The sequence below is a fragment of the Pseudofrankia coriaricola genome, from assembly GCF_001854805.1.
Taxonomy (GTDB): domain Bacteria; phylum Actinomycetota; class Actinomycetes; order Frankiales; family Frankiaceae; genus Pseudofrankia.
On record NZ_MBLO01000210.1, the window covers coordinates 187,812 to 213,810 of the forward strand.

General features: G+C 71.3%; 18 protein-coding genes. 7 read left to right on the forward strand and 11 right to left on the reverse strand.

Annotation, left to right across the window (positions count from 1 at the left end):
• Positions 1-221: 221 nt before the first annotated feature.
• The 6 genes from cimA to leuA all read right to left on the reverse strand — a co-directional run bounded on the left by cimA (position 222) and on the right by leuA (position 8,681).
• Entirely contained in the window at positions 222-1,826 is a 1,605-nt protein-coding gene (cimA, locus tag BCD48_RS23920; RefSeq protein ID WP_071050598.1) for a citramalate synthase, read from the reverse strand.
• A gap of 729 nt (positions 1,827-2,555) precedes the next feature.
• Positions 2,556-3,260: a Crp/Fnr family transcriptional regulator gene (locus tag BCD48_RS23925; protein WP_007516342.1), complete on the reverse strand. Its 705-nt coding sequence runs from the start codon at positions 3,258-3,260 to the stop codon at positions 2,556-2,558.
• Between the two features lie 110 nt (positions 3,261-3,370).
• Positions 3,371-3,757 carry a CBS domain-containing protein gene (locus tag BCD48_RS23930; protein ID WP_071050599.1) on the reverse strand — a complete coding sequence of 129 codons (387 nt, stop codon included), beginning with the start codon at positions 3,755-3,757 and terminating at the stop codon, positions 3,371-3,373.
• 519 nt (positions 3,758-4,276) lie between these two features.
• Positions 4,277-5,203: a branched-chain-amino-acid transaminase gene (ilvE, locus tag BCD48_RS23935; RefSeq protein WP_071050600.1), complete on the reverse strand. Its 927-nt coding sequence runs from the start codon at positions 5,201-5,203 to the stop codon at positions 4,277-4,279.
• Positions 5,204-5,600: 397 nt separating this feature from the next.
• Positions 5,601-6,635, reverse strand: a complete 1,035-nt coding sequence (locus BCD48_RS23940; protein WP_071050601.1) for a 3-isopropylmalate dehydrogenase — start codon at positions 6,633-6,635, stop codon at positions 5,601-5,603.
• A 336-nt stretch (positions 6,636-6,971) separates the two neighbouring features.
• Positions 6,972-8,681, reverse strand: coding sequence for a 2-isopropylmalate synthase (leuA, locus tag BCD48_RS23945; RefSeq protein WP_071050649.1), 1,710 nt, complete (start codon positions 8,679-8,681; stop codon positions 6,972-6,974).
• A gap of 795 nt (positions 8,682-9,476) precedes the next feature.
• On the opposite strand from leuA, the gene BCD48_RS23950 reads away from it, so the two are divergent.
• From BCD48_RS23950 to BCD48_RS23975, 6 genes are all read left to right on the forward strand, one after another.
• Positions 9,477-11,348 (forward strand): acetolactate synthase large subunit, encoded by a 1,872-nt coding sequence (locus BCD48_RS23950; RefSeq protein ID WP_083419095.1) that lies wholly within the window; start codon positions 9,477-9,479, stop codon positions 11,346-11,348.
• Positions 11,349-11,732: 384 nt separating this feature from the next.
• Complete coding sequence (gene ilvN, locus BCD48_RS23955) at positions 11,733-12,260, forward strand: acetolactate synthase small subunit (protein WP_071050603.1); 528 nt, start codon at positions 11,733-11,735, stop codon at positions 12,258-12,260.
• A gap of 257 nt (positions 12,261-12,517) precedes the next feature.
• On the forward strand, positions 12,518-13,510 hold the full coding sequence (ilvC, locus tag BCD48_RS23960) for a ketol-acid reductoisomerase (RefSeq protein WP_071050604.1): 993 nt from the start codon (positions 12,518-12,520) through the stop codon (positions 13,508-13,510).
• A 791-nt stretch (positions 13,511-14,301) separates the two neighbouring features.
• Complete coding sequence (gene serA, locus BCD48_RS23965; protein WP_071050605.1) at positions 14,302-15,894, forward strand: phosphoglycerate dehydrogenase; 1,593 nt, start codon at positions 14,302-14,304, stop codon at positions 15,892-15,894.
• Positions 15,895-16,464: 570 nt separating this feature from the next.
• Positions 16,465-17,292, forward strand: coding sequence for a septum formation family protein (locus BCD48_RS23970; RefSeq protein ID WP_241841946.1), 828 nt, complete (start codon positions 16,465-16,467; stop codon positions 17,290-17,292).
• A 413-nt stretch (positions 17,293-17,705) separates the two neighbouring features.
• The gene (locus tag BCD48_RS23975) at positions 17,706-19,571 is read left to right on the forward strand and encodes a penicillin-binding transpeptidase domain-containing protein (protein ID WP_083419096.1); all 1,866 of its coding nucleotides are present in this window, start codon (positions 17,706-17,708) and stop codon (positions 19,569-19,571) included.
• A 2-nt stretch (positions 19,572-19,573) separates the two neighbouring features.
• Here BCD48_RS23975 and BCD48_RS23980 read toward each other — a convergent pair whose 3' ends face one another.
• The 5 genes from BCD48_RS23980 to gatC all read right to left on the reverse strand — a co-directional run bounded on the left by BCD48_RS23980 (position 19,574) and on the right by gatC (position 24,796).
• The gene (locus tag BCD48_RS23980) at positions 19,574-20,434 is read right to left on the reverse strand and encodes a metallophosphoesterase family protein (protein WP_116271635.1); all 861 of its coding nucleotides are present in this window, start codon (positions 20,432-20,434) and stop codon (positions 19,574-19,576) included.
• Positions 20,435-20,734: 300 nt separating this feature from the next.
• Positions 20,735-22,231 (reverse strand): Asp-tRNA(Asn)/Glu-tRNA(Gln) amidotransferase subunit GatB, encoded by a 1,497-nt coding sequence (gene gatB / locus BCD48_RS23985; RefSeq protein ID WP_198543363.1) that lies wholly within the window; start codon positions 22,229-22,231, stop codon positions 20,735-20,737.
• A 17-nt stretch (positions 22,232-22,248) separates the two neighbouring features.
• A complete protein-coding gene (locus BCD48_RS23990) occupies positions 22,249-22,572 on the reverse strand; it encodes a hypothetical protein (RefSeq protein ID WP_071050610.1) in 324 nt (107 codons plus the stop codon).
• A 119-nt stretch (positions 22,573-22,691) separates the two neighbouring features.
• Complete coding sequence (gatA, locus tag BCD48_RS23995) at positions 22,692-24,191, reverse strand: Asp-tRNA(Asn)/Glu-tRNA(Gln) amidotransferase subunit GatA (protein ID WP_071050611.1); 1,500 nt, start codon at positions 24,189-24,191, stop codon at positions 22,692-22,694.
• Between the two features lie 308 nt (positions 24,192-24,499).
• The gene (gene gatC, locus BCD48_RS24000) at positions 24,500-24,796 is read right to left on the reverse strand and encodes an Asp-tRNA(Asn)/Glu-tRNA(Gln) amidotransferase subunit GatC (protein ID WP_071050650.1); all 297 of its coding nucleotides are present in this window, start codon (positions 24,794-24,796) and stop codon (positions 24,500-24,502) included.
• A gap of 502 nt (positions 24,797-25,298) precedes the next feature.
• On the opposite strand from gatC, the gene BCD48_RS24005 reads away from it, so the two are divergent.
• Positions 25,299-25,997: an ACT domain-containing protein gene (locus BCD48_RS24005; protein WP_071050612.1), complete on the forward strand. Its 699-nt coding sequence runs from the start codon at positions 25,299-25,301 to the stop codon at positions 25,995-25,997.
• Positions 25,998-25,999: the final 2 nt, after the last annotated feature.

Sequence of the window (25,999 nt, forward strand, 5' to 3'; positions counted from 1 at the left end):
CCTCCACCGGTCCGACCTCACATGAGCGCCGTCCCCAAGGGAACACCGGGCCCGACAAAGGGCACTCACGGCTGGCCGGCTGGCCGCCGTCCAGGCCCGCCAGTCGGCATCCACCGCCCAGACCCAACAAGGCCACGCCCCGAAGCGAACGTGGACCCCCGACCCCCCGATCGCGCGGGTCACGTCTGACGCCCGTCCAGGGCCGTCAGACGGTCAGACGGTCAGACGGCGGTGGGGTCGGGGAGTTCGCCCTGGCGACGCAGGCCGTGGGTGACGGCGTCCTGCAGGGCCTGCCAGGAGGCCGCGATGATGTTCTCGTCGACGCCAATGGTGTTCCAGCGTGACTGGCCGTCGCTGGTCTCGACCAGCACCCGGGTCACGGCGCCGGAACCCTCCCGCCCGTCGAGGATGCGCACCTTGAAGTCGGTCAGGTCGACGTCCTTGAGGCCCGGGTATGCCTTCGCGAGTGCCTCGCGCAGCGCCTTGTCGAGCGCGTTGACCGGCCCGTTCCCCTCGGCCGTGGAGACGTGCCGCTCGCCGCCGGTGGTGAGCTTCACGGTCGCCTCGCTCACGATCTCGCCGTCCGGGCGTTGCTCGACGATGACCCGCCAGCTGTCCAGCGTGAAGTAGCGCTCGGCTCCGTACACCTCGTCGCGCAGCAGCAGCTCGAAGCTCGCCTCGGCGGCCTCGTAGGAGAAGCCGTTCGCCTCGCGCTCCTTGACCAGCTCGACGATCCGGCCGAGGGCCTCCTTCTCGTCGGAAAGGTCCAGGCCCAGCTCGCGGCCCTTGAGCTCGATGGTGGCCCTACCCGCGAGCTCGGAGACCAGCATTCGCATGTCGTTGCCGACGAGGGCCGGGTCGATGTGCTGGTACATGTCCGGGTCGATCTTGACAGCGCTGGCGTGCAGGCCGCCCTTGTGGGCGAAGGCGCTCGCGCCGACGTAGGGCCGGTGGGTGTCGGGCGTCGAGTTGGTGATCTCGTCGATGGCGTGCGAGACGCGGACCAGCTCGCGCAGCTGGCCGGTCGGCAGCACCGGCGTCGAAAGCTTCGTCTCCAGGCCGGCGACGACGGTGAACAGGTTCGCGTTGCCGCAGCGCTCGCCGTAGCCGTTCGCCGCGCCTTGGACGTGGGTGACGCCCGCCTGCACGGCTACCAGGCTGTTCGCGACGGCGCAGCCGGAGTCGTCGTGGCAGTGAATGCCCAGGCGCGCCCCCGTGCCGTTGATCACGGCGCGCACAGTCTCGCCGATCTGGGTCGGCAGCATGCCGCCGTTGGTGTCGCAGAGGACGACGACGTCCGCGCCGGCCTCGGCGGCGGTACGAACCACTTCCAGCGCGTAGGCGCCGTCGGCGTGGTAGCCGTCGAAGAAGTGCTCGGCGTCGACGAAGACCCGCTTGCCCTCGGCGCGCAGATGAACGACCGTGTCGCGGATCATCGCCAGGTTCTCGGCGGGCGTGGTACGCAGCGCGCGCTCGACGTGCCGGCGGTCGGACTTGGCGACCAGGCAGACGACCGGGGTGCCGGCGTCGCGCAGCGCGGTCACCTGCGGGTCGTCGGCGGCGGTCTTGCTGGCGCGCCGGGTGGAGCCGAAAGCGGCGAGCTTGGCGTTACGCAGGGTGAGCTCGGTCTGGGCTCGGCGGAAGAACTCGGCGTCCTTCGGGTTGGAGCCGGGCCAGCCGCCCTCGATGAAGCCGACACCGAGGTCGTCGAGGTGGCGGGCTACCGCCAGCTTGTCGGCGACGGAGAGCGAAAGCCCCTCCTGCTGCGTGCCGTCCCGCAGAGTCGTGTCGTAGATGTGCAGGGACTCGGGGTCATATGGCCGCACGCTGCGCCTCTCACGGTGTCTCGCCCACAGGCCTCGGGGTACGCAACCCAACCGCATGGTCGCGCGTGCTCTGGCCGTATCGCCTGTATGCCTCCGGGGCGGGCGCCTGGCGAGCCTGCTCGCGCGTCCTTCGGCCTGATTCCCAAGCGTAGGACCGTCGAAGGGCGAAGAACATCACGCCGGCCGGGGCCCGCAGTAATCCCTGGGACAGCCATCCGTCGGCGAGGCGAACGCGGATACGTGCCCTCGCCCGTCGGATGTCGACGGGACCGGTCGGCTCTCCATCGCGGCCGGTCCTGGCGATGGCCGTCTCCCAGGGCTCGTCACGCGTCCGGCCCACTAGGGTCGGGTGACCGGAGCGCGCGACGAAGACGGGTTCACCGCCGGGTGTCCACCTTACGACGTAACACCCGCGACACGCCGCCACTGTGTCCCAGGTCGCCCCCGTTAACCTGCCCAGCTCAGCGCCGGTCTGTGAGGCCGGAAATCACCCGAATGCCAGACGGCCTCTGGCTACTCGCCCGCACGGAATGCGGCGAGCCAGGCCCTGCCCAGGGCGCGGCTGAGCCCCGCGCGTCACCTCCAGCACCGCGCGGGGACACCAGAACGTGCGCCTGGACGGCCTAGGCCAAAGCCGCTCCCCCGGAAGATCGGCTGGCGCCGATCTTCCGGGGACCCCTGCGGCGATGATGGCGGAGCCTCGCGTGGCCGGAGGCCGTCAGACACGGCCTAGTCGCCAGCGAAGCGACGGAGGCGGTCCAGCTGGAGAATTGTGATCGTCTGGCCCTCGGAGAGGATCCACGTACGCCGCTCGAACTCGCGCAGGGCCTGGTTGACCGACTGGCGAGAACCGCCGAGCAGCGAAGCGATCTCGGTCTGGGTGAGCCCCAGCTCGATGACCGGCCGGCCGGCCTCGCGCGTCCGCATCAGCAGCAGTTTGGCGACCCGGCGTGGAAGATCCAGGAACACCAGGTCCGCGTTGGCCCCGGTGAGCCGGCGCACATGCGCGACCAGTGCGCGGATGAGCTGCTCGGCCACCGCCGGGCGCTCCTTGACGAGCTCCCAGACGGCGGTCCGGTCGAGCACCAGCGCGGTGCTGGGCTCGAGGGCCTCGACACTCGCCGACCGGGTGCCCGGCTCAACGATGTTCAGTTCGCCAATGGTCTCTCGCGGGCCGTGGATGTTCAGCACGTGGTCACGGCCGTCGTCGGCCTTCGTGAGCACCTTCAACCGGCCCTGGGCCACCACCAGCAGGGTGTCCGCGGGCTCCCCCTCAGTGAAGACAACCTGGCCCCGCCGGTACCGGCGCGTCACCGCGCGGGCAGCAAGCCGCCGCAGGTCCTCCTCGTCAAGTTCCTTGAGCAGCGTGGTCGCACGGAGCAGCGCGACCGCCTCGTCGTCGTCGAGCATGGGCGAGACGTTAGCGGCTTTCACCGGTCTCTTGCTGCCCACATCACGCAGAACACGCCCGAATCGGGTTTCTGACGGGTGCGGCGCCGTAAATGCGCCAACCTCGCGCCAAACAGGGGCGACACCTGCCATCGCTAGGTGGTTACGCGCTGCTGGTTCCAGCAGCGCACAACGTCACGCATCGACAGAACCCCAGCCACCGAACCACCCTCAGTCACAACGAGGTGGCGAAAACCGCCCCGGAGCATGGCGTCGGCGGCGGTATCGAGCGACCAGTCCGGGTCCGCGAACACAAGGTCACGGGTGAGATGGTCGGCGGAGACTTCCACGTCCGGGTCCTTGCCCGCGGCCAGCGCCAGCAGGATGTCCCGCTCGGTGAGGATGCCGTAGCCCGCACCGTCGGTGTCGAGCACGACCGCCGCGCCGACCCCGCGCCCGGCCATCAGCCGCGACGCCTGCCGGAGGGTGTGCCCTGGACCGATCATTAGCACCAAAGCGCTCATTCCATCCGAAACCCGCATGAGAACCTCCGACCGGACGGCGCTTGTGCGCTTGTGAAATCGGCTATGGAGGCAAGGTAAGGTCCAATCCGCCATCTGACCAGACCCCCGATTCCACTCGGCGCGTCGCGTGCCACGGCCGGCTCACCGCGCCGCGGGGTCCACGCCCTGCCCAGAGGTGCTACGGCGTAGCCATCCGCGGGCCAGAACACACGCCGCAAAGCGACGCGCCCCCGGCTGTTTCCAGCCGGGGGCGCGTGCGGAGCCGTTCGTGGTCACGCCAGCGTGCCCACCTCACCGCCCCCTACCAAGACCAGACCAACCCCGCCCATGAGCACCGGTGCCGCAACCACACAGCCGGGCGCGAAGCGTCCGGAGTCGCGAGGCGGACGGGCGCTCCGTCCGCGAACGGACCAACGCACCCGGCCCATCGACCCCAACCGGGACCAGCCACAGCTATACGCACCAACCCGTAACCAGGCCGCTCGGGCGCCCGGCGCCCGAGGTCAAGCGAGTAGGGGAGGCGCGAAGCGCCGATTCCTACTCGCTGACGTATTCGTTCCAGTCCTTGTAGCGGTCGAGTTGGCCGGTGGTGGCCTGGTGGAAGATCTCGGCGATCTCGCGGGTGACCAGGCCGGGGCGGCCGGTACCGACCGCGCGGTCATCGACCTCGGCGATCGGGACGATCTCCGCGGCCGTGCCGGTGAAGAACGCCTCGTCGGCCAGGTAGATATCGGTACGCACGATGTGCTTCTCGATCACGTCGTAGCCCTGGTCCGCGGCGATCTGCATGACGGAGGCCCGGGTGATGCCGCCGAGCGCGCCGTCGGTCAGCGGCGGGGTGACGAGGGTGCGGCCGGTGACGATGAAGACGTTCTCGCCTGAGCCGTCGGCGATGTGGCCGGTCGGGCTGGTGAGGATCGCCTCGTCGTAGCCGCCCTTGATGGCCGCGACCTTCGCGAGCGACGAGTTGAGGTACTGGCCGGTGGCCTTCGCGGCCGGCGGGGTGATGTTGACGTCGTTACGCCGCCAGCTGGAGATGATGACCCGGCAGCCCTTCTCCAGCGCCTCCTCGCCAAGGTAGGCGCCCCACGGCCAGACGGCGATCATCGACTCGACCTTGGACGGCAGCGGGTTGAGCCCCATCTCGCCGTAGCCGAGGTAGACCAGTGGCCGGATGTAGCAGGACTGGATGTTGTTCGCCATGACGGTGTCCTTGGCCGCCTGGACGAACTGCTCCTGGGTGAAGTCCGGCTCCATCATGTAGATCTTGGCGCTGCGGTAGAGCCGGGCGATGTGGTCGGTCAGCCGGAAGACCGCGCTGCCGCGAGGGGTCTCGTACGCACGGATGCCCTCGAACACCCCCCAGCCGTAGTGGAGGGTCGGGGTGAGGACGTGGATGCGAGCGTCGTCCCAGGCGACGAACTCCCCGTTCATCCAGATCTTCGAGGTAGGCGTGATGGCCACGGGCGTACTCCTCAGCAGGGCACCGACAGGAAGTCCGGTCGAGCGGAGCTCGACACCGGGGGTCCGGGGACCCGGGGGTCCCCGGGCGGATATCGCGGGCCACGGGAAGCTGACTAATGGTCAGCGAACAAGGTGACCCGCACGGGGCCGAGCTTCGCCGTGGTCGGGCCCTGCCGGCTGCCGTCGTACCGGTTCTACGGCTCTTTCGAGGATAGCTGTTCGGGGTCCGGGTGAGGAGTAGTGATGAATATCGGACGTCCATCGATCGGACACGGGGCCGCCCGACCAGGTGGGCTGGTCGGGCGAAGCCGGACAGGAGGCCAGGGCCAGCCCGGGACCGTCTGCCCGTCGGCGTCGCGGGGTCCCGAGCCGACGGGGAGACGGTTCGCGGCCGGGGCTAGGCGGCGGAGTTGGAGCGCTCGGCCAGGTCCTCGCCGACCTCGCGGGTCGAGAGCGGCTGGCCGGGGGACGCGGCGCGGGCCGCGAGCGAGGCGGCGACCGCCCGCTCGACGCGGGCCGCCTCGGCGGTGAGGCCGAGATGGTCGAGCAGCATGGCGACCGAGGCCACGGTGGCGGTCGGGTCGGCGACGCCCTTGCCGGCGATGTCCGGGGCACTGCCATGAACTGGCTCGAACATGCTCGGGTGCGCGCCGGAGGGGTCAAGGTTGCCGCTGGCCGCGAGCCCGATGCCGCCGGTGATCGCGGCTCCGATGTCGGTGATGATGTCGCCGAACAGGTTGTCGGTGACGATCACGTCGAACCGGCCCGGGTTGGTGATGAAGAACATGCTCGCCGCGTCGGCGTGCTGGTAGTCGACGCTGATCTCGGGGAACTCCGGCGCGACCTCGGCCACGGTCCGCGACCACAGGTCGCCGGCCTTCGTGAGCACGTTGTTCTTGTGGACGAGGGTGAGCTTGTGCCGCGGGCGGCGCTGCGCCCGGCGAAACGCGTCGCGCACGACCCGCTCGACGCCGAACCGAGTGTTGATGCTCTCCTCGGTCGCGATCTCCTGCGGGGTGCCCTTGCGCAGCACACCCCCAGCACCGGCGTACGGCCCCTCGGTGCCCTCCCGAACGACGACCATGTCGATCGTCGGGTCGCCGGCCAGCGGCGAGGTCACCCCCGGGTACAGCTTCACCGGGCGCAGGTTGACGTGGTGGTCGAGCTCGAACCGCAGGCGCAGCAGCAGGCCGCGCTCCAGCACGCCGGAGGGCACGCCAGGGTCGCCGACAGCGCCGAGCAGGATCGCGTCGTGTCCCCGGAGCTCCCCGAGCACCGAGTCGGGCAGCGTCTCGCCGGTCTCCCGCCAACGGCGCGCACCGAGGTCGTACTCGGTGGTCTCCACCTTGTCGTGCACCGCCCGAAGGACCCGCAGGCCCTCCGCGACCACCTCCGGGCCGATCCCGTCGCCACCGATAACCGCAAGCTTCATGGCTGCTCAGCCTATCCGCCGACCAGCGAGCGCTCTCGGCACACGGACCGCCGGCCCAAGCGACCTCGTCGAGCCGCTACTACGCAAAGCATCCAACCGCACACGGCTGAGAGCCCCGCTGCCGCGGTCAGCGGCCCAGCCGGAGGGCCGGACTGGCCCCGCTCCCAGCTCAGAGAGGTCCCCGGTCTCTCGCGCGCCCGCTCCAACTCCGAATCGTGTCGGATTACCAAGCCTAGAGGCTTGGCAATCCGACACGGTCATCCACGACCCATGCGGAGCGTGTCGGATGGGCGAGCCTCTAGGCTCGCCCATCCGACACGGTTGGCGTTCCTGGGCTCAGCCCGCGGCGGACGTGACCTCCGCACGGGCCCGGGCGGCGCGGTTGACCGCGCTGACGACGGCGCGCAGCGAGGCGGTGACGATGTTCGAGTCTACGCCGACGCCCCAGAACACCTTGCCGCCGGCGGCGTCCTCGACCTGGACCTCCAGGTAGGCGGCGGCGCGGGCATCGGCGCCGGCGCCGATCGCGTGCTCGTGGTAGTCGTGCACCTTGACCGTCACGCCCCTGGTTGACAGTGCGTCGACGAACGCGTCGATCGGCCCGTTGCCGACGCCGGTGAGAACCTTCTCGGCGCCGTCCTGGCGAACCGAGACATTCACCTCATCACGCGCGCCCCCGCCGGCCGACGTCGTGAACCGGACGACCTCGAGCGCCGCCTGACCCGCGGTGGAGTCCAGGAAGTACTCCGCGCGGAACATGTCCCACAGCTCGGAGGCGGTGACCTCGCCGCCCTCGCCGTCGGTATGCCGCTGGACGACCTGGGAGAACTCGATCTGCAGCCGGCGCGGCAGGTCCAGCCCGTGCTCGGACTTCAGCAGGTAGGCGACGCCGCCCTTGCCCGACTGGCTGTTGACCCGGATGACGGCCTCGTAGGTGCGGCCGACGTCCTTCGGGTCGATCGGCAGGTACGGAACCTCCCAGACCCTCTGAGCGGTCCGCTCCATCGCCTCGAGGCCCTTCTTGATGGCGTCCTGGTGGGAGCCGGAGAATGCCGTGTAGACGAGGTCGCCGCCGTACGGGTGCCGCGGGTGCACGGGCAGCTGGTTGCAGTACTCGACGGTCCGGCGGATCTCGTCGATCTCAGAGAAATCGATCATCGGGTCGATCCCCTGGGAGAACAGGTTCATCCCCAGCGTCACCAGGCAGACGTTGCCAGTGCGCTCGCCGTTGCCGAACAGGCAGCCCTCGATCCGGTCGGCGCCGGCCAGCACGCCCTGCTCCGCGGCGGCGACCGCGCAGCCGCGGTCGTTGTGCGGGTGCAGCGACAGCACCACCGCGTCGCGCCGGGTCAGGTTGCGGCCCATCCACTCGATCTGGTCGGCGTACACGTTGGGCGTCGACATCTCGACGGTGGCCGGCAGGTTCAGCACGACCGGGCGGTCCGCCGTCGGCTCCCAGACGTCCATCACGGCCTCGCAGACCTCGACGGCGTAGTCGAGCTCGGTGCCGGTGAACGACTCGGGGCTGTACTGCCAGCGCAGGTCGGTGCGGTCGTCCAGCAGCTTCTCGGCGTACTGGACGGTCCAGCGGGCGCCCTGGACAGCGATCTCCGTGATGCCGGCCCGGTCCTGGCCGAAGACGACCCGCCGCTGCAGCGTGGACGTCGAGTTGTACAGGTGCAGCAGCGCCCGGCGGGAGCCGACCAGGGACTGCACGGTCCGCTCGATCAGCTCCTCGCGGGCCTGGGTCAGCACCTGGATGGTGACGTCATCCGGGATCAGGTCGCCCTCGACCAGCTGGCGGATGAAGTCGAAGTCGGTCTGGCTCGCGGCCGGGAAGCCGACCTCGATCTCCTTGTAGCCCATCCCGACCAGCAGCTCGAACATCTTCAGCTTGCGTTCGGGCGTCATCGGGTCGACCAGGGCCTGGTTACCGTCGCGCAGGTCGACGCTGCACCACATCGGCGCCTTCGTGATCTGGGCGTTCGGCCACGTCCGGTCGGGCAGCGGTACCGGCTGGAACGGCCGGTACTTGTCGATGGGCATGCCAGACGGGACCTGCGGGTTGTTGATCACTGCATCTGCTTCCTGTCGGGACCCTCAGCTTTGAAGGCCACCCGGGGTGCGGCGGGAGGCTCCACGCCCCGCCTTCGGACGCGCCGCGCCCGACCTCTGTGGTCTGGGGCGGAGCAGAAGTGCGGGGGGAGCCTGATTCGAGGCCGGTGACTTGGCTGGGTATGCGCGAGCAGACTCCGCGACGAGGAAGCCAGCCGGAAAAGTCAGGCCCCGCCGCGGCAGCTAAGGAGCAGGCCGCCCAGCCGTAGCCGCGGAAGCGGCGACGGCTGCAAGACAGGAAGCGAGGCATACATGGCGTCAACACACTACCCCAGTCGCGGGCCTCGTCCAGCTCGTCCAGCTATGGACCAGCCAGGAGAGCCCGCCCCACGCCGACTCCGCTCGGCTCAATCTCGCGTGACCAGACCGCCTCGCCCCAGCGCCGCCGGTCCGGCTCTCCTGGCTCCGGCCGTGACGGGTGTGGCCAAGGTCCCAGAACACAGACGACTCGCGGAGGTGACTTGACTCGCGCCGCGATCGTCCGCCAAGGTAGGTGGGTGCGTCAGAGCCTTCTTGTACGCGGAGAGCGTGCGTAGTCGACCCGCCCCAGCCAGTCTGGGACCGACTCGTACGCAGCCCCTCAGTGCCCTTGGCACGGGGGGCTTTTTAGTGCCCTCAGTGACATCAAGGACGCAGCCACACAGGAACGTCAGCACTCGGTGACACCACGTATGAACGAGAGTCAGGCCCAGCCGGCCAGACCCTGAACTCCCAGCAAGCCTCCCGATCGGCGATGCCGGTCCGGGGGGAACCCGGCGCCCAGGCCGCGGCGCCCGCCCCACCCCCGGCCAACGTCAAGGAAGACGGCAGATGACTAGAGAGATCACCGGAGCCCAGTCGCTCGTCCATTCCCTGGAAGCGGTCGGGGCCGACGTTGTCTTTGGCATCCCGGGCGGCGCGATCCTGCCCGCCTACGACCCGCTGTACGACTCGACGCGGGTCCGGCACATCCTCGTCCGCCACGAGCAGGGCGCCGGGCACGCCGCGGAGGGCTATGCGCAGGCGACGGGCAAGGTCGGCGTCTGCATGGCCACCTCGGGCCCGGGGGCGACGAACCTGGTGACCCCGATCGCCGACGCCTACATGGACTCGGTGCCGATCGTCGCCATCACCGGCCAGGTCTCCCGGCCCGCGATCGGGACGGACGCCTTCCAGGAGGCGGACATCTGCGGCATCACGATGCCGATCACGAAGCACAACTTCCTGGTCCAGTCCGCGGACGACATCCCGCGCACGATCGCCGAGGCGTTCCACCTGGCGTCCACCGGCCGGCCGGGCCCCGTGCTCGTCGACCTGCCGAAGGACGTCCTGCAGTCGGTCACGTCGGTGCTGCCGCACGAGGTGTGGCCGCCGGCGCTCGACCTGCCCGGCTACCGGCCGGTGACCCGCCCGCACGCCAAGCAGGTGCGCGAGGCGGCCAAGATGATCAGCTCGTCGCGCCGGCCCGTGCTCTACGTGGGTGGCGGCGTGATCAGGTCCCGCGCCGCCGCGGAGCTGCGCATCCTCGCCGAGCTGACCGGCATCCCGGTGGTCACCACGCTGATGGCGAGGGGCGCGTTCCCCGACTCGCACCACCTGCACCTGGGCATGCCCGGCATGCACGGCTCGGTGGCGGCCGTCACCGCGCTACAGAAGGCCGACCTGCTGATCGCGCTGGGCACCCGGTTCGACGACCGGGTCACCGGCAAGCTGTCGACGTTCGCGCCGCACGCGCAGATCATCCACGCCGACATCGACCCGGCTGAGATCGGCAAGAACCGCGCCGCCGACGTGCCGATCGTGGGCGACTGCCGGGAGGTCGTCGCCGACCTGATCGGCGCGCTGCAGGCCGAGGGCCGCCCCGACCTGGGCGGCTGGTGGGAGCAGCTGAACAGGTGGCGCGGCACCTACCCGCTCGGTTACACGGAGCCCACGGACGGCTCGCTCGCGCCGCAGTACGTCATCCAGCGGATCGGGCAGATCGCCGGCCCGGACGCCGTGTACACCGCGGGCGTCGGCCAGCACCAGATGTGGGCGGCCCAGTTCATCTCGTACGAGAACCCGTACACGTTCCTGAACTCCGGCGGCGCCGGGACAATGGGCTACGCGGTGCCGGCGGCGATGGGCGCCAAGGTCGGCCGTCCCGACACGACCGTGTGGGCGATCGACGGCGACGGCTGCTTCCAGATGACCAACCAGGAGCTCGCGACCTGCGCGCTGGAAGGCATCCCGATCAAGGTTGCCGTCATCAACAACGGGGCGCTCGGCATGGTCCGCCAGTGGCAGACGCTGTTCTACGACAAGCGTTACTCGAACACCGACCTCGGCACCCACCCGGCCAGCTCCCGCACCGGAGTGAAGCGGGTCCCGGACTTCGTCCGGCTCGCCGAGGCGCTCGGCTGCGTCGGGCTGCGCTGCGAAACGGCCGCCGACGTCGACAGCACGATCGAGAAGGCGATGGCGATCGACGACGCGCCGGTGGTCATCGACTTCGTCGTCCACCCCGACGCGATGGTGTGGCCGATGGTCGCCGCCGGCTCAAGCAACGACGACATCAAGGTCGCCCGCGACCTCGCTCCCGACTTCGACTACAGCGGCGACGCCGAGGTCAACATCTAATGCTGGTTCGCTCCGTCCGGGCGCGGCGCTCCGGCCCCTTGCTCGCTTCGCTCCCAAGGGACCTCCGCGCCGCGTCCTCCTCCGCTCACGGGCGCTGCGGCGACCTCGCTGCGGCCCAACCCCTTCGCTTCGCTCGGGGCCGGGCCTCCGCGAGGCGCGCCTCCGCGCCCAGCGCGGTCGCCTGCCGCTGCACGTCACCAACCCACGAGAACAAGGCCGAGGGCCCGCTCGAGGACACATCGCTGCGCTCATGGACGGGGCTCCGCGGAGACGCGCCTCCGCGCCGCGTGGCTGGGTTCGTGATTCGTCGTGAACAGACCGGACCTGGTGCTCGGCGTTTTTCGATCGAGCACGCCACAGGATCTTTGGAAGGGCAATGACGCCGTGACCACCCACCACACGCTGTCCGTTCTCGTCGAGAACAAGCCCGGAGTGCTGGCCAGAGTGGCCAGCCTGTTCTCCCGGCGCGGCTTCAACATCGAGTCGCTGGCCGTCGGGCCGACCGAGCACAGCGACATCTCCCGGATGACGATCGTCGTCGCCGTCGACGAGCTGCCGTTGGAGCAGGTCACCAAGCAGCTCAACAAGCTCGTCAACGTGCTGAAGATCGTCGAGATGGACTCGGACGTCTCGGTCCAGCGCGAGCTGCTGCTCGTCAAGGTGCGCGCCGACGCGGCCGCCCGCTCGCAGGTGCTCGAGCTCATCGGCCTGTTCCGCGCCAAGGTCGTCGACGTGGCCTCCGACGCCGTCACCGTCGAGGCGACCGGTACCCGTGACAAGCTGGACGCGCTGGTCCGGGTCCTGGAGCCGTTCGGGATCAAGGAGCTGGTCCAGTCCGGCATGGTCGCGCTCGGCCGAGGCTCCCGCTCGATCACCGACCGAAGCCTGCGCGCCCTGGAGAGAACCGCCTGACCGCCCGCCGGGGGTAAGATCACCGGTCGCACCTCCGGTCGAGGCCCGCAACCTGCGCGCCACCACCGCGGGACACCTCGGCCCAAGGCTTACGGGCAGCTCACGCAACCTGACAGCCTGGCTCCGCTCAGATGCTCTACACCCAGCCCCAAGACCAACCGAGGGAGGGCGCTCAGCGCCCGACCAGGCGGAGCGGCCCGCGGGCGCGCCAGCGCCCTTCGGGCCGATCGCCACACGCAACGAGGAGATCGCGCACGATGGTCGAGATCTACTACGACGACGACGCCAACCTGGAGGACCTCGCCGACCGCAAGGTCGCGATCATCGGGTACGGCAGCCAGGGCCACGCGCACGCGCTGAACCTGCGGGACTCGGGCGTCGACGTCCGGGTCGGCCTGCCGGAGACCAGCAAGAGCCGCGCGAAGGCGCAGGAGGAGGGCCTGCGGGTCGTCACCCCGTTCGAGGCCGCCGCCGAGGCGGACATCATCATGATCCTCGCGCCCGACACCGCGCACCGCAAGATCTACGCCGAGTCGATCCTGCCCAACCTCAAGGCGGGCGACGCGCTGGCCTTCGGCCACGGCTTCAACATCCGCTACAACCTGATCACCCCGCCCGAGGGCGTGGACGTCTTCATGATCGCCCCCAAGGGCCCGGGCCACCTGGTCCGCCGGGTGTTCCAGGAGGGCAAGGGCGTGCCCTGTCTCGTCGCGGTCGAGACCGACGCGACCGGCAAGGCCCTGGCGACCGCGCTCGCCTACGCCAAGGGCATCGGCGGCACCCGCGCCGGCACGCTGCGCACCACCTTCACGGAGGAGACCGAGACCGACCTGTTCGGCGAGCAGGCGGTGCTCTGCGGCGGCGCGTCCGCGCTGGTCCAGGCCGGGTTCGAGACCCTCGTCGAGGCCGGCTACCAGCCGGAGATCGCCTACTTCGAGTGCCTGCACGAGCTCAAGCTCATCGTCGACCTGATGTACGAGGGCGGCATCTCCCAGATGCGCTACTCGATCTCCGACACCGCCGAGTACGGCGACGTCACCCGCGGCCCGCGAGTGGTCACCCCCGCGGTCAAGGGCGAGATGCGCAAGATCCTCGACGAGATCCAGGACGGCACCTTCGCCCGCGAATGGGTCGCCGAGGACGACGCCGCCCGCCCGAACTTCACCAAGCTCGTCGAGGAGGGCAAGGCCCACCAGATCGAGAAGGTCGGCGAGCAGCTCCGTTCCATGATGTCCTGGATCAACAAATAGGGTCTGGCGGGCGGAATCGGCGCTTCGCGCCTCCCCGCCGCCAGACCATCGGGCGCTGAGCGCCCTCCCGGCTGGTCCCGGGTCCAGGCATATCACCGTGGTCCCACCTGGTTGGGGCTCGATGACGTGGTCGCGTGACGCATGCGCCGATGCGCCGTCGCCAGCCTTGGCGGGTTCGCGCTGGTTCGTCGGGCGCTGAGCCCGACCTCCCAGCAGACCTCCCAGCAGACCTCCCAGATCGCTTCGCGATCCGGCAGGAACCCCGGCTCCGCGATCCGGCAGGGACCCTGCTCCCGAGCTGGTCCGGGTCCAGGTATATGACCGTGGTTCCACCTGGTTGGGGCTCGATGGCGTGGCTGGGGCTCGACGGCGTGGTTGCGTGGCGTTTGCGCCGATGCGCCGTCGCCAGTCTTTGGCTGGGTCACGTCGGTCCGCCGCCCGCGGTTCGGGTACCGCCAGGGCGAATAACCACAGATCACCGCTCACGGGTCGTCTGGTGGCAGTCAGACAACTGCCACCAGACGACCCGCGGCTATTGGGACCGGTGTCACGCTGATCACCCGATAGGCTCTAGGCCGCCGGGGGGCGTGTGTCCACGTCGCCCGGGTCGGCGGTGACCGGCGGGTGAACTCGCGATCACCGCTGTGTGCTCTGTCACTGCAGGCCTCCGGCGACGCGGGGAGGGCATCATCGCATCGCCTGCGGCCTTGTCTGTCACGGATGGCCTCCGGCGGTGCGAGAAAACATGATCGCATCGCCTTTGGCCAAGTGCTCTCGATGAGGAGATCCCAGTGCCCGTCGTACTCGTAGCCGAGGAGCTCTCGCCGGCCGGGCTGGAGGTGCTGTCCGGGGACTTCGAGGTCCGCCACGTGGACGGCGCCGACCGGTCCGCGCTGCTGCCCGCGCTCGCCGACGTGGACGCGGTGATCATCCGGTCCGCGACGAAGATGGACGCCGAGGCGCTGGCCGCCGCGCGCAAGCTCAAGGTCGTCGCCCGCGCGGGCATCGGCCTCGACAACGTCGACATCCCCGCCGCGACGACCCGGGGTGTCATGGTCGTGAACGCGCCGCAGTCGAACATCGTCAGCGCCGCCGAGCACGCGATCGCGCTGCTGCTCGCCGTCGCCCGCCGCGTGCCGGCCGCCGACAAGGCGCTGCAGAACGGCGAGTGGAAGCGTTCGAAATACACCGGTGTCGAGCTGACCGAGAAGGTCGCCGGCATCGTCGGCCTCGGCCGGATCGGCCAGCTGGTCGCGCAGCGGCTGGCGGCGTTCGGCATGCAGCTGGTCGCCTACGACCCCTACCTCGCCCCGGCCAGGGCCGCGCAGATGGGCGTCCGCCTCGTCGACCTCGACGAGCTGCTGCGGATCAGCGACATGATCACGATTCACCTGCCGAAGACCCCGGAGACGCTCGGGCTCATCGGCGCGGAGGAGCTGGCGAAGGTCAGGCGGGGCGTGATCGTCATCAACGCGGCCCGCGGCGGGCTGGTCGACGAGCGGGCGCTCGCCGACGCGGTGCGCTCGGGGCAGGTCGGCGGCGTCGGCGTCGACGTCTTCCTCAAGGAGCCGACCACCTCCTCGCCGCTGTTCGGGCTGGAGAACGTCGTCGTCACCCCACACCTGGGGGCTTCGACGAACGAGGCACAGGAGAAGGCGGGCCTGGCGGTCGCTCGTTCGGTGCGCCTGGCGCTGCAGGGCGAGTTCGTGCCGGACGCGGTCAACGTCCAGGCCGGTGGCGTGGTGGCCGAGGATGTCCGTCCCGGCCTGTCTTTGGCGGAGAAGCTCGGCCAGGTGTTCACCGGCATCGCCGGCGGCCTGCCGGAGAACCTGACCGTCGAGGTCCTCGGCGAAATCACGGAGTTCGATGTCTCCGTGCTGCAGCTGGCCGCTCTTAAGGGCGTGTTCGCCGACGTCGTCGAGGAGCAGGTCACCTACGTGAACGTTCCGCTGCTCGCCAAGGAGCGCCACGTCGAGGTCGCGCTCGAGACGCATCGTGAGAGCCCCGACTACCGCAACCTGGTGACGCTGCGGGGCGCGCTGCCGGACGGCACGGTGGTCTCGGTCTCGGGGACGCTGGTCGGCACCCGGCAGGTCGAGAAGATCACCGCGATCGACGCGTTCGAGGTGGATCTGCGGCCTGAGGCACATCTGGCGTTCTTCCGGTACGAGGACCGGCCGGGCATCGTCGGAGCCGTCGGCGAGCTGCTGGGAGACGCGAGCATCAACATCGCGAACGCCCAGGTCAGCCGCCTGGAGGCGGGTGGGCAGGCGCTGATGTCGCTGTCCCTGGACGACGCCGTCCCTGCCGACATCCTGCAGGAGATCGCCAAGATCATCGGTGCTCCGTACGCTCGCGCCGTGAGCGTCACCGTCGGCCGCTAGGCAGGCGCCGCTTCCCCGCCGGTTTCCGCGCGCCCGGTCTCGCGTAGGTCCGAGGCCGGCCGGGGCTCGCACGCGACCGGCGGGGAAGGGGAAGCCGGAGAACCAGCACGGCTCATCCGCCTCCATGCCGCGGCCGGGGACGAAAATCGACCGAAAGCTCGGCGGCCCGGGTTGCTGCCAGCCCCCGAACGTTCGGGGGCTGGCCGGCACCGACAGCCAGTCGCCTCGACAGGCAACGTTGGCCCGCCGCGGCGGGAGTTCTGGCTATCAGTCAGACGTAGCGCGCCGCCGGTGAGACGTAGCGTCTGACTGATCGTTGACCTGCTGGAGCAGGTGGCGGGGCGAACGTTCGCTGACGCGGCTCTAGTCGCATGTCGCGCGACGTGGAAGCGGCGTGCGACGGAACTGCACTGCACGTTGCCACCACGCTACCGAGCGTCGGTTCCCGTGCCCGATCAGCCCAAATCGCGGCTGCCGGCAGCCGGCGGCCATGGGGCATTCGTTGTGGTCTGTACAGTCGTTGAGGGAAAGACCACCGAGATGGGCCGGCGCGGGTTTACCGTTGCTCCCATGGCGTCGCCGGAGCGGGAGCCCGCGGAGCACCGGGATCCCTTCGAGAACCTGCATCTGGATGAAGGTTTCGTCCGGGCTGCCCGGTTCATCGAGCCGTCCGCGGCCGAACGTGGCCGAACGGCTGATCGGCGGGATCCCGGGCGCTGTCAGGTCGTACCGGCGAGCCGCCGCCTGCCGGCGGGCATGCACCGGATGGTCTGGGCGCCGCGACCAGGGTTCCGTCGCCGCCGGGCCGCGCGTGTCGTCGCCTTCCTCGCCGTGCTCGCCGGAGTGATCAGCATCGTCGTCGCGCTGCGGCACAGCAACAGCCGAGCGGGCACGACCGCGGCCGCGGCCCCGGGCACCGCTCGCACGAGCCCCACCGCGTCGGCACCGCTGGCGCCGCGCACCGCCGGCGGGGTGCTCGTCACGCCGCCGCTGCTGTCGTCGCTGCGGGTCGGTGACTGTGTGAACTGGGACCCGGCCAGCTCGGCGGGTGCCGATGCCGCCGAGGTCGTGCAATGCGGCCAGCCGCACCGCGCCGAAGTCATCAAGTTGATCGACCTGAGCCTGAGCCTGCCCGGCGTCTGGCCAGGCAGGAGTGAACTGGACGGTCTCCTGCCGACCAACTGCGGCGACGCGTTCAACAGCTACGTGAGCCACGCGCAGCCGGGCCGCTCCCCGGTCCCCGGGCACGCGCAGCCGGGCGCCTCCCCCGTCTCCGGCGCGCTGGAGCCCGGTCCCGACGCCTGGGACCAGGGCGTGAAGACGCTGGCCTGCACCGCGCAGCTCCCCGGGCTGACGTCGCTGATCGACCAGCTCGGCGCCGTAGCCACGCCGGCCTGACGCCCGCGGGCCTCCGGCCCGACGCCGCAAGCCACCTCGGCTGGCTGGCTGGCTGGCTGGCTGGTATCACCCTAAGTAGTCATCGCTCGCGCCCTGTCCGGGCGCCTCGCGACGACGCGCAGCGGGAGACGCGACGCGGCCGATCCGACTCGGGCGCGTCGTCCGTCGTCATCGCGACGGCGCGGAGCAGCCCATACCGGCAACTCACCGCGAGCGGCCAGAGAGCGGCATGCGAGCCGCCGGCACGCCATCCACCACCATGAGCCCAACGCGGCGGGCGCAGCGTGGCTACGCAGCGTAAGGTACGGCCGTCGGAACCCCAGTGACAGCACCTGGGGACTTGTCCCAGACACGGACGGTCGCATAGATCGGGGGGTGGCGCCGTGCCACTGACTCCAGGCGGTTTCACGGCCATGCCAGGCCGGCGTCGCCGCGGGTCGCGGCGCGGGGTCGCCCTGGCGGCGGCCCTCGTCGTCCTGCTCGGCGCCGGGGCCGGCGGCGGCTACCTCTGGAAGGTCCAACGGGACCACGCGGCCGCGGACCGGGCCGTCCGGGACACCGCCCTGGCCTACCTCGCGGCGTGGCGCTCGATCGACGAGTCCACTCCGCCGCCCGTGACGCCGAACGTCGGGGGCGGCGGCGTGACGAACGGCGACGCACCGGTTCCGCCGAGCCCGACAGCCCAGCCGGCCACCTCGGTCGCGCCCGCCGCGCTCGTGCTTCCCGCCGCGGCTGACCCCGCGGCTGGCCTGCCCAGCGACGACGCCACCCGCGGGCGCCAAGGCCCGGGCGCCGGCCAGGCGGGGATCACCGCGGTGACCGTCCCGGGCGACGTCGACGTCCCGACGCTCATCGCGGCAATGGCCGACATGCGCGACCGGCTGCGGCTGACCGACGCGACGTTCACCCCCGGTGAGGCCCACCGCGCCGGCACCACCGCGACCGTCGCCTACACGGCGGCCCTGCGTCTCGCCGACGAAGCAGCTCCCTGGCCGTACTCCGGCAAGCTGTCGCTCGCGAAGACCGCCGCCGGGTGGAAGGTGCGGGCGCTGCTCGGCTCCGTGCACCCCCAGCTCGCGCCGGGCCTGCACTTCGACCGCACCGGGTCGACGGCCCGCCGCGGCGAGCTCCTCGACCGTGCCGGCCAGCCGCTGGCGGCGGATCCGGAGCTCGCCGGCAACCTCATCGGCCAGGTGTCCCCGCCGACCGGCCTGCAGCGGGCCTACGACGACCGTCTCGCGGCGAGCGGCGGCCAGGTCGTGCTGCGTGACGCGCGGGGCGCCGTCGTGCGGACGCCGTACAGCTGGACGATGGCCGACGGCGACAAGATCCGCACGACCGTCGACCTCGGGGTGCAGCGAGCGGCGGAACAGGCACTGGCGACGTCGCGGTGGCCGGCCGGCGCGCTGGTGGCGGTCGACGTCCGCACCGGCGGCATCCTCGCCGCGGCGAACCATCCCCTCAACGGCTTTGGGCGGGCGCTGCGCGGCACCTACCCGCCCGGCTCCACCTTCAAGATCGTGACAGCGACCGCGGCGCTGATGAACGGCCGCGACCGGAACACCCCGCTGGACTGCTCCGCGACGGCCTCCGCCGGAGGGCGCAGCTTCTCCAACGCCGAGAACGAGAAGCTCGGGCCGCTGACGCTGCGCGACGCGTTCGCGCGCAGCTGCAACACCGCCTTCATCAACCTGGCCGGCTCGCTGCCGCCGGACGCGCTCGCTCAGGCCGCCCGGCTGTACGGCTTCGACGGAAACCCGCCGCTGCCGATCGCGAGCGTCGGCGGCTTCTTCCCCACTCCGAAGGACGCCGCGGAGACGGCGTCCGCGTCGATCGGCCAGGGCCGGGTGGCCGCCTCCCCGATGCAGATGGCGAGCGTCGCCGCCGCCGTGGCCAGCGGCACCTGGCGCGCGCCGTTCGTGGTCGGTGGCCCCACCCGGACGAACCAGCTGCCGCCGAAGATCCTGCCGGACCTGCGGGCGTTCATGCGGGCCGTGATCACCGACGGGACCGCGGCGGGCGTGCCGTTCCCCGGTGAGGTCTTCGGCAAGACCGGCACCGCCGAGTACATCGACGGCAACCCGCCGCCGACCCACGCCTGGTTCGTCGGCTACCGCGGCCCGGTCGCCTTCGCGGTCCTCATCGAGAACGGCGGCTTCGGCGCCGAGTCCGCCGCCCCGGTCGCCGCCGCCTTCCTGAACGCCCTCGACGGCAATCTCCCCGCCCCGACCACCGCCGCTGGTTCCGCTCCCGCCGGCACGGCCTCCGCGCCCGGCTGAGATCAGGACGCGACGGGATCGACGGGCAGGATCCGGCGCAGCGGGGGGCGCTGGTAGTGGGCGGGGCGGCGGGTCCACTCGCGGGGGTAGCCGAGCGAGACCTCCTCGAAGCGGACGCCGTCGTAGACCGTGGTGCGGGGGATGTGCAGGTGGCCGTAGACGGCGGCGGCGGCGCGGAAGCGCACGTGCCAGTCGGCGGTCAGCTCGGTGCCGCACCACTGGGCGAACTCGGGATAGCGCAGCACCCTGGTCGGCTCCCGAACCAACGGGAAGTGGTTGACCAGCACGGTCGGCGGGCCGTCCGCCGGGAGCTCGGCGAGCCGCTTCTCGGTCTGCGCGACCCGGGCCCGGCACCAGTCGTCGCGGGCCGGGAACGGGTCGGGGTGCAGCAGGAACTCGTCGGAGCAGACGACACCGGTGGAATGGGCGTAGGCGAGCGCCTCGGCCTTCGTCGACGTGCCCTCGGGGCGGAACGTGTAGTCGTAAAGCAGGAACATCGGCGCGATGACCACCGGCCCGCCGGGGCCGTCCCAGACCGGGTACGGGTCCTCGGGGGTAAGCACGCCCAGCTCCCGGCAGATGTCGACGAGGTGCCAGTAGCGGGCGACACCGCGCAGCTGAACCGGGTCGCGCTTGGGCGTCCACAGCTCGTGGTTGCCGGGCACCCAGACCACCTGGGCGAACCTGCTCGCGAGCAGCGCGAGCGCCCAGCGGATCTCGTCCACGAAGTCGGCGACGTCACCGACGACGAGCAGCCAGTCGTCGTCCCCCGTCGGCCGCATCGCCTCGACCACGGCCCGGTTGTCCGGGTAGCGGACGTGCAGATCGCTCGTCGCGTACAGCGTCCTGGTCGAGGCGGCCATTTGCCCCATGCTCGCACATGAAGATGCCGGAACCCGGCCGCTTAGAGACCGATCACAACTCGACCATCGAACCCGGACATCCAAGCTTCACGGCGTTAGCGCCCTTCTGGCGACCTGTCCACGTATCCCAGCCACAACTAGTGACGGCGCATCAGCGCAGTGCCAACCCAGCCACGTCATCAGCCCGGGATCGGCTCCACCACCGCCATAAGCCAGGGCCCGGAACCACGTGGGGAGGGCGCTCTGCGCCCGACAGGCTGCGCCCGGCGGCGGGCGCGGAGCGTCCGCCGCGGGACAGCCTTAGGCGGCGCCGAGGCGCTCCAGGAGGAGGGCGCGGACGGTGGCGGCGTCGGCCTTGCCCTTCATCGCCTTCATGACGGCGCCGACGAGCGGGCCGACGGCGTTGAGCTTGCCGGCGCGGAACTTGTCGACGAGTTCGGGGGCGGCGGCGATCGCCGCGTCGACGGCGGCGGACAGCGCCGAGTCGTCGGTGACGACCGCGAGGCCACGCGCCGCGACGACCTCGTCCGGGCCGCCCTCGCCGGCGAGCACCCCGTCGATCACCTTGCGGGCGAGGGCGTCGGTCAGGCTTCCCCCGGCGATCAGTTCGATGACGCGGGCGACCTGGACCGGCCGGATCGCGAGCTCCGCCGGGGTGACGCCGGCGCCTGCGGCGCGGCGGGGCAGCTCGTTGAGCCACCATTTCCGGGCAGCCGGGGCCGGCGCTCCGGCGGCGATCGTCTGCTCGACGAGGTCGAGCACGCCGGCGTTGCGCATGTCGACAAGGTCGCGGTCGGAGAAGCCATGCTCGGCGATCAGCCGGGCGCGCCGCTGCGACGGCAGCTCCGTCAGCGACGCGCGAACCGCTTCGACGTACTCCCGGGACAGGGCCAGCGGGGTGAGGTCGGGCTCGGGGAAGTACCGGTAGTCGGTCGCCTCCTCCTTCGAGCGGCCGGACGAGGTGCGGCCGGAGGCCTCGTCGAAGTGGCGGGTCTCCTGGATGATCCGCTCGCCGGCGTCGAGCCGCCCCGCCTGCCGGACGATCTCGGAGCGGATGGCGCGCTCGACGGACCGCAGCGAGTTGAGGTTCTTCGTCTCGCTGCGGATGCCGAACGGCTTCTCCGCCTCTCCCGGGCCGACCCGGAGGCGCAGCGACACGTTCGCGTCGCAGCGCAGCGAGCCCTGCTCCATCCGGACGTCGGAGACGGCGAGGGCGCGGCACAGCTCGCGCAGCTCCTCGACGTAGGCGCGGGCCACCTCGGGCGTGCGCACGTCCGGCTCCGTGACGATCTCGACGAGCGGGATGCCGGCCCGGTTGTAGTCGACCAGCGAATGGGTCGCCCCGTGGATGCGCCCGGTCGCGCCGCCGACGTGCAGCGACTTGCCGGTGTCCTCCTCCAGATGCACCCGGGTGATGCCGACCCGGTGCACCTCACCGTCGACCTCGACCGCCAGCCACCCGTCCGTGCACAGCGGCTCGTCGTACTGGCTGATCTGGAAGTTCTTCGGCATGTCCGGGTAGAAGTAGTTCTTCCGGGCGAACCGGCACCAGCTCGCGATCTGGCAGTTCAGCGCCAGCCCGATCATCACGGCGAACCGGATGGCCGCCTCGTTGACGACCGGCAGCGCGCCGGGCAGGCCGAGGCAGACCGGGCAGACCTGGCTGTTCGGCGGAGCGCCGAAAGCGGTCGCGCAGCCGCAGAACATCTTCGACGCGGTGCCGAGCTCGACGTGGGTCTCCAGGCCGATCACCGGCTCGTAGCGGGCGAACGCGTCCTCGTAGGACGGGGTGGTCATGACGGCGGCCGGGGTACTCACCTGGACTCCTCGACGTCTGATGTGTCGGTCTTGGCGGTGGCGTCAGCGACCGGCTGGCCTGGCGCCGCATCCTCGCCCTCGCCGTCGCCTGGGCCCGAACCTGGCGGGCCGCCGGAGCCGATGTCCGGCCCCAGGCCCCGGGAACGGGTGTCACGGAAATGGACGCGGGTGAGGTAGATCGCGGCGATCAGCCCGACCGTTCCCCACACCAGCAGGATCGGGCTCTTCGCGAGCCCACCGAGAACGAGCACGATGACGGTGAGGACCCACACCGCGATCAGCAGCGTCCGGTCCTGCCGCGTACTGCGCAGCTTGACCATGGCGGTTGTCCTTCCGTGTGGTGTTGAGCGGTCCGGCTGGGCGCCGCTCCCGTCAAAGAGCCGAAGGAGGCGCGAAAACGGTCTTCCTTCGCGCGCCCGGCGCCCTCCTCCCGGAGTCACTAGAGGGCGGGGGCGGCGTCGAGGAGGGGGTGGCCGCGGCGGGCGTCAAGGGCGGCTTCCAGCGTGCCGCCGACCTGGTAGAGACGGTCGTCGGCGAAGGCGGGGGCCATGATCTGGAAACCCACCGGCAGCCCCTCGGACAGGCCGGCCGGCACGCTCATCGCCGGCACACCCGCGAGGTTCGCCGGAATCGTGCAGAGGTCGTTGAGGTACATCGCGATCGGGTCGTCGGCCTTGGCCCCGATCGGGAACGCGACCGTCGGCGTCGTCGGCGACACCAGGACGTCCACCCGCTCGAAGGCCGCGGCGAAGTCACGGCTGATCAGCGTGCGCACCTTCTGCGCCTGGCCGTAGTAGGCGTCGTAGTAGCCGCTCGACAGGGCGTAGGTGCCGAGGATGACCCGGCGCTTGACCTCGGGGCCGAAGCCGGCCTCGCGGGTACGGCTCATGACCTCCTCGGCGCCGGCCTCGCCGTTGTCCCCGACCCGCAGGCCGAAGCGCATCGCGTCGAACCGGGCGAGGTTGGACGAGCACTCGCTGGGCGCGATCAGGTAGTAGGCCGGCAGCGCGTAGTCGAAGTGTGGGCAGCTCACCTCGACGATCTCGGCGCCCAGCTGGGAGAGCAGCTCGACCGCCTCGTCGAAGCGGGCCTGCACCCCCGGCTCGTAGCCCTCGCCGGACAGCTCGCGCACGACGCCGATCCGCATGCCGAGCACCTCGAGGCGGGCCGCGGCCTCGACGACCGGCGGGATCGGCACCTCCACGCTGGTCGAGTCCATCGGGTCGTGCCCGGCGATCGCGGCGTGCAGCAGGGCCGCGTCGGTGACGGTACGGGCGAGCGGGCCGGCCTGGTCGAGTGAGCTGGAGAACGCCACCAGGCCGTAGCGGCTCACCCCGCCGTAGGTCGGCTTGACACCGACGAGGCCGCAGACAGCGGCCGGCTGGCGGATCGAGCCACCGGTGTCGGTGCCGATCGCCAGTGGCGCCTCGAACGCGGCGACGGCGGCCGACGAGCCGCCGGAGCTGCCGCCCGGGATGCGGGCGAGGTCCCAGGGGTTGCGGGTCGGGCCGTAGGCGGAGTTCTCGGTGGACGAGCCCATCGCGAACTCGTCCATGTTCGCCTTGCCGAGGATCACGATGTCGGCGGCGCGCAGCCGTGCCGTCACGGTCGCGTCGTACGGCGGGTACCAGCCCTGGAGGATCCTGCTGCCGCACGTTGTCGGCATCCCCTTGGCGGTGAGCACGTCCTTGAGCGCGAGCGGGACGCCCGCGAGCGGGCCGAGCTGCTCGCCGGCGGCGCGGCGGGCGTCGATCCCGGCCGCAGCGGTGAGCGCGCCCTCGGCGTCGACGTGCAGGAAGGCGTGGACGGCGTCGTCGACCTTGGCGACCCGGTCGAGCGCCGCCTGGGTGGCCTCGACGGCGGACAGCTCGCCGGCCGCGATCGCGGCCGCGGTCTCGGCGGCGGTAAGCCGGACGACGTCGGCGGGGGCGTCGGTCATGGGTGCTGTCGGTCCCTCACATGTCTATGAGCCAAAGGGAGTGCGAAAATGATCTTCCTTCGCGTCCCGGAGGCTGCTGTCTCAGAAGTCTGGTGGCATCGGATGCGCGGCCCGCCGCGGGGCACGCCTGGCGGTTCGTGGCCGCTCCCGCCCGGCGGCCGGCGCGGCGAGCGGCGGGCCGGAGCGATACTCGGCTGTCGGCGACGCCTGGCGGTCGGTGCTGGGGAGCGGCCCGCCCAAGGAAGCTGTTCCCGTTCACCGCGGGTGGCCAGAGTCGACGCGGCGCCCGGGGCCGTGACGGAAAAGGCTCACTCGTCCGGATCGAGGATCCGGGGTACCCGGAAACGGTCGTCCTCAGCGGCGGGAGCGGCGGCCAGCGCCTCGTCGGCCGAGAGCGACGGCCGGGTCACGTCGGCCCGGAAGACGTTGGTCAGCGGCACGGCGTGGCTGGTCGGCGGGATGTCGGCCGCGGCGACCTCGGTTACCCGGGCGACCGCGGCCAGGATCTGGTCCAGCTGTGGGGCGAGCGCGTCGAGCTCGGCGTCGGACAGCGACATCCGCGACAGGCGGGCGAGGTGCGCGACCTCGTCCCGGGTGATGGCCATGCGGTAGGCCCCCTCATCGGCGGCGGGCGCGAGCCCACCGATTGTCAGCCGCGGCAGGCGCGGTGCCCACCGATTTTCCTCACCGACTGTGGTCACCAGGCCTGGTCCCGGTGGCCCGCGCGGCGGCGACGAGCCCGGTTTGGCAGCCGCCGCGGCGCGTCGGGCCTGGGCAACCGGTCGGGCCTGGCCACGACCGGCAATCCGGGCCAACCCGGCCGCGACGGCGACGGGCGCGATCCGCGACGACCGGCGACGCCACGGCGTGTCTGCGTGTCGGTGTGATGTCATCGTACGGGTCCGCTGGCGGCCCCCGGCGTAGCCTGTCCGCTGGCGTGAGCCCGGCCGGGTCGCGGCCGTCCCCCCGGCTGGGGTGACCGCCGCGACACCGTGACTCGCCCCTCCACTACGCGCTGATACCGGCCCGGCCGACCTGCGGCGCGGGACACGGAGGAAAACCCCCTGATGTCACCGGAGTGTCACGCCGGTCGGGAATGCTCGCGTCATGTCGTACCTCCTCCGCCTGCTGCTGCCCGACCGACCCGGTGCGCTGGGGGCCGTCGCGACAGCGCTCGGGCGGGTCGGGATCGACATCGCCAGCCTCGCGGTCGTCGAGCGGTCACCGGACGGCGCGGTGGACGACCTGCTGGTGCTGCTACCGCCGGGCGGGCTCGCGGACAGCGTGCTGACCGCAGCCCAGTCGGTACCGGGCGTCCGGGTGGAGTCGCTGCGCCCCTATCTCGCCAGCGGAGGCGGGGTCAGCGACGATCTGGACCTCGTGGACGCGCTCACCGACCGCCCCGAGGACGCCCCCGCCATGCTCGCCGAGCTGGTCGCCGGCGTCTTCCACGCCGACTGGGCGATGCTGCTCGAGCAGGTCGCTCCAGGCGACGTGCGGATCAGGGAGGCCTCCGTCGGCGCTCCCGAGCTCGGCGTCGACGACTACGCCAGCCCGCCGCGCGCGACGCGGCCGGTGCCCTGGCTGCCGCTCGCCGAGGCCCGCGAGATCGACCCCGCCGAGGGCGGCCTGCCAGCCCGGTGGGCCGACCGTGGGATGCAGCTGGCCGCCGCCCCGGTCGGGTGCCCCGAGCTGGTCATCCTCGTCGGCCGCCCCGGCGGCCCGAAGTTCCGCTCCTCCGAGATAGCCCGCCTCGCTCACCTCGCCGGCATCACCGCGTCGTTGTCTCGTCGGCCGGCGCTGTAGGC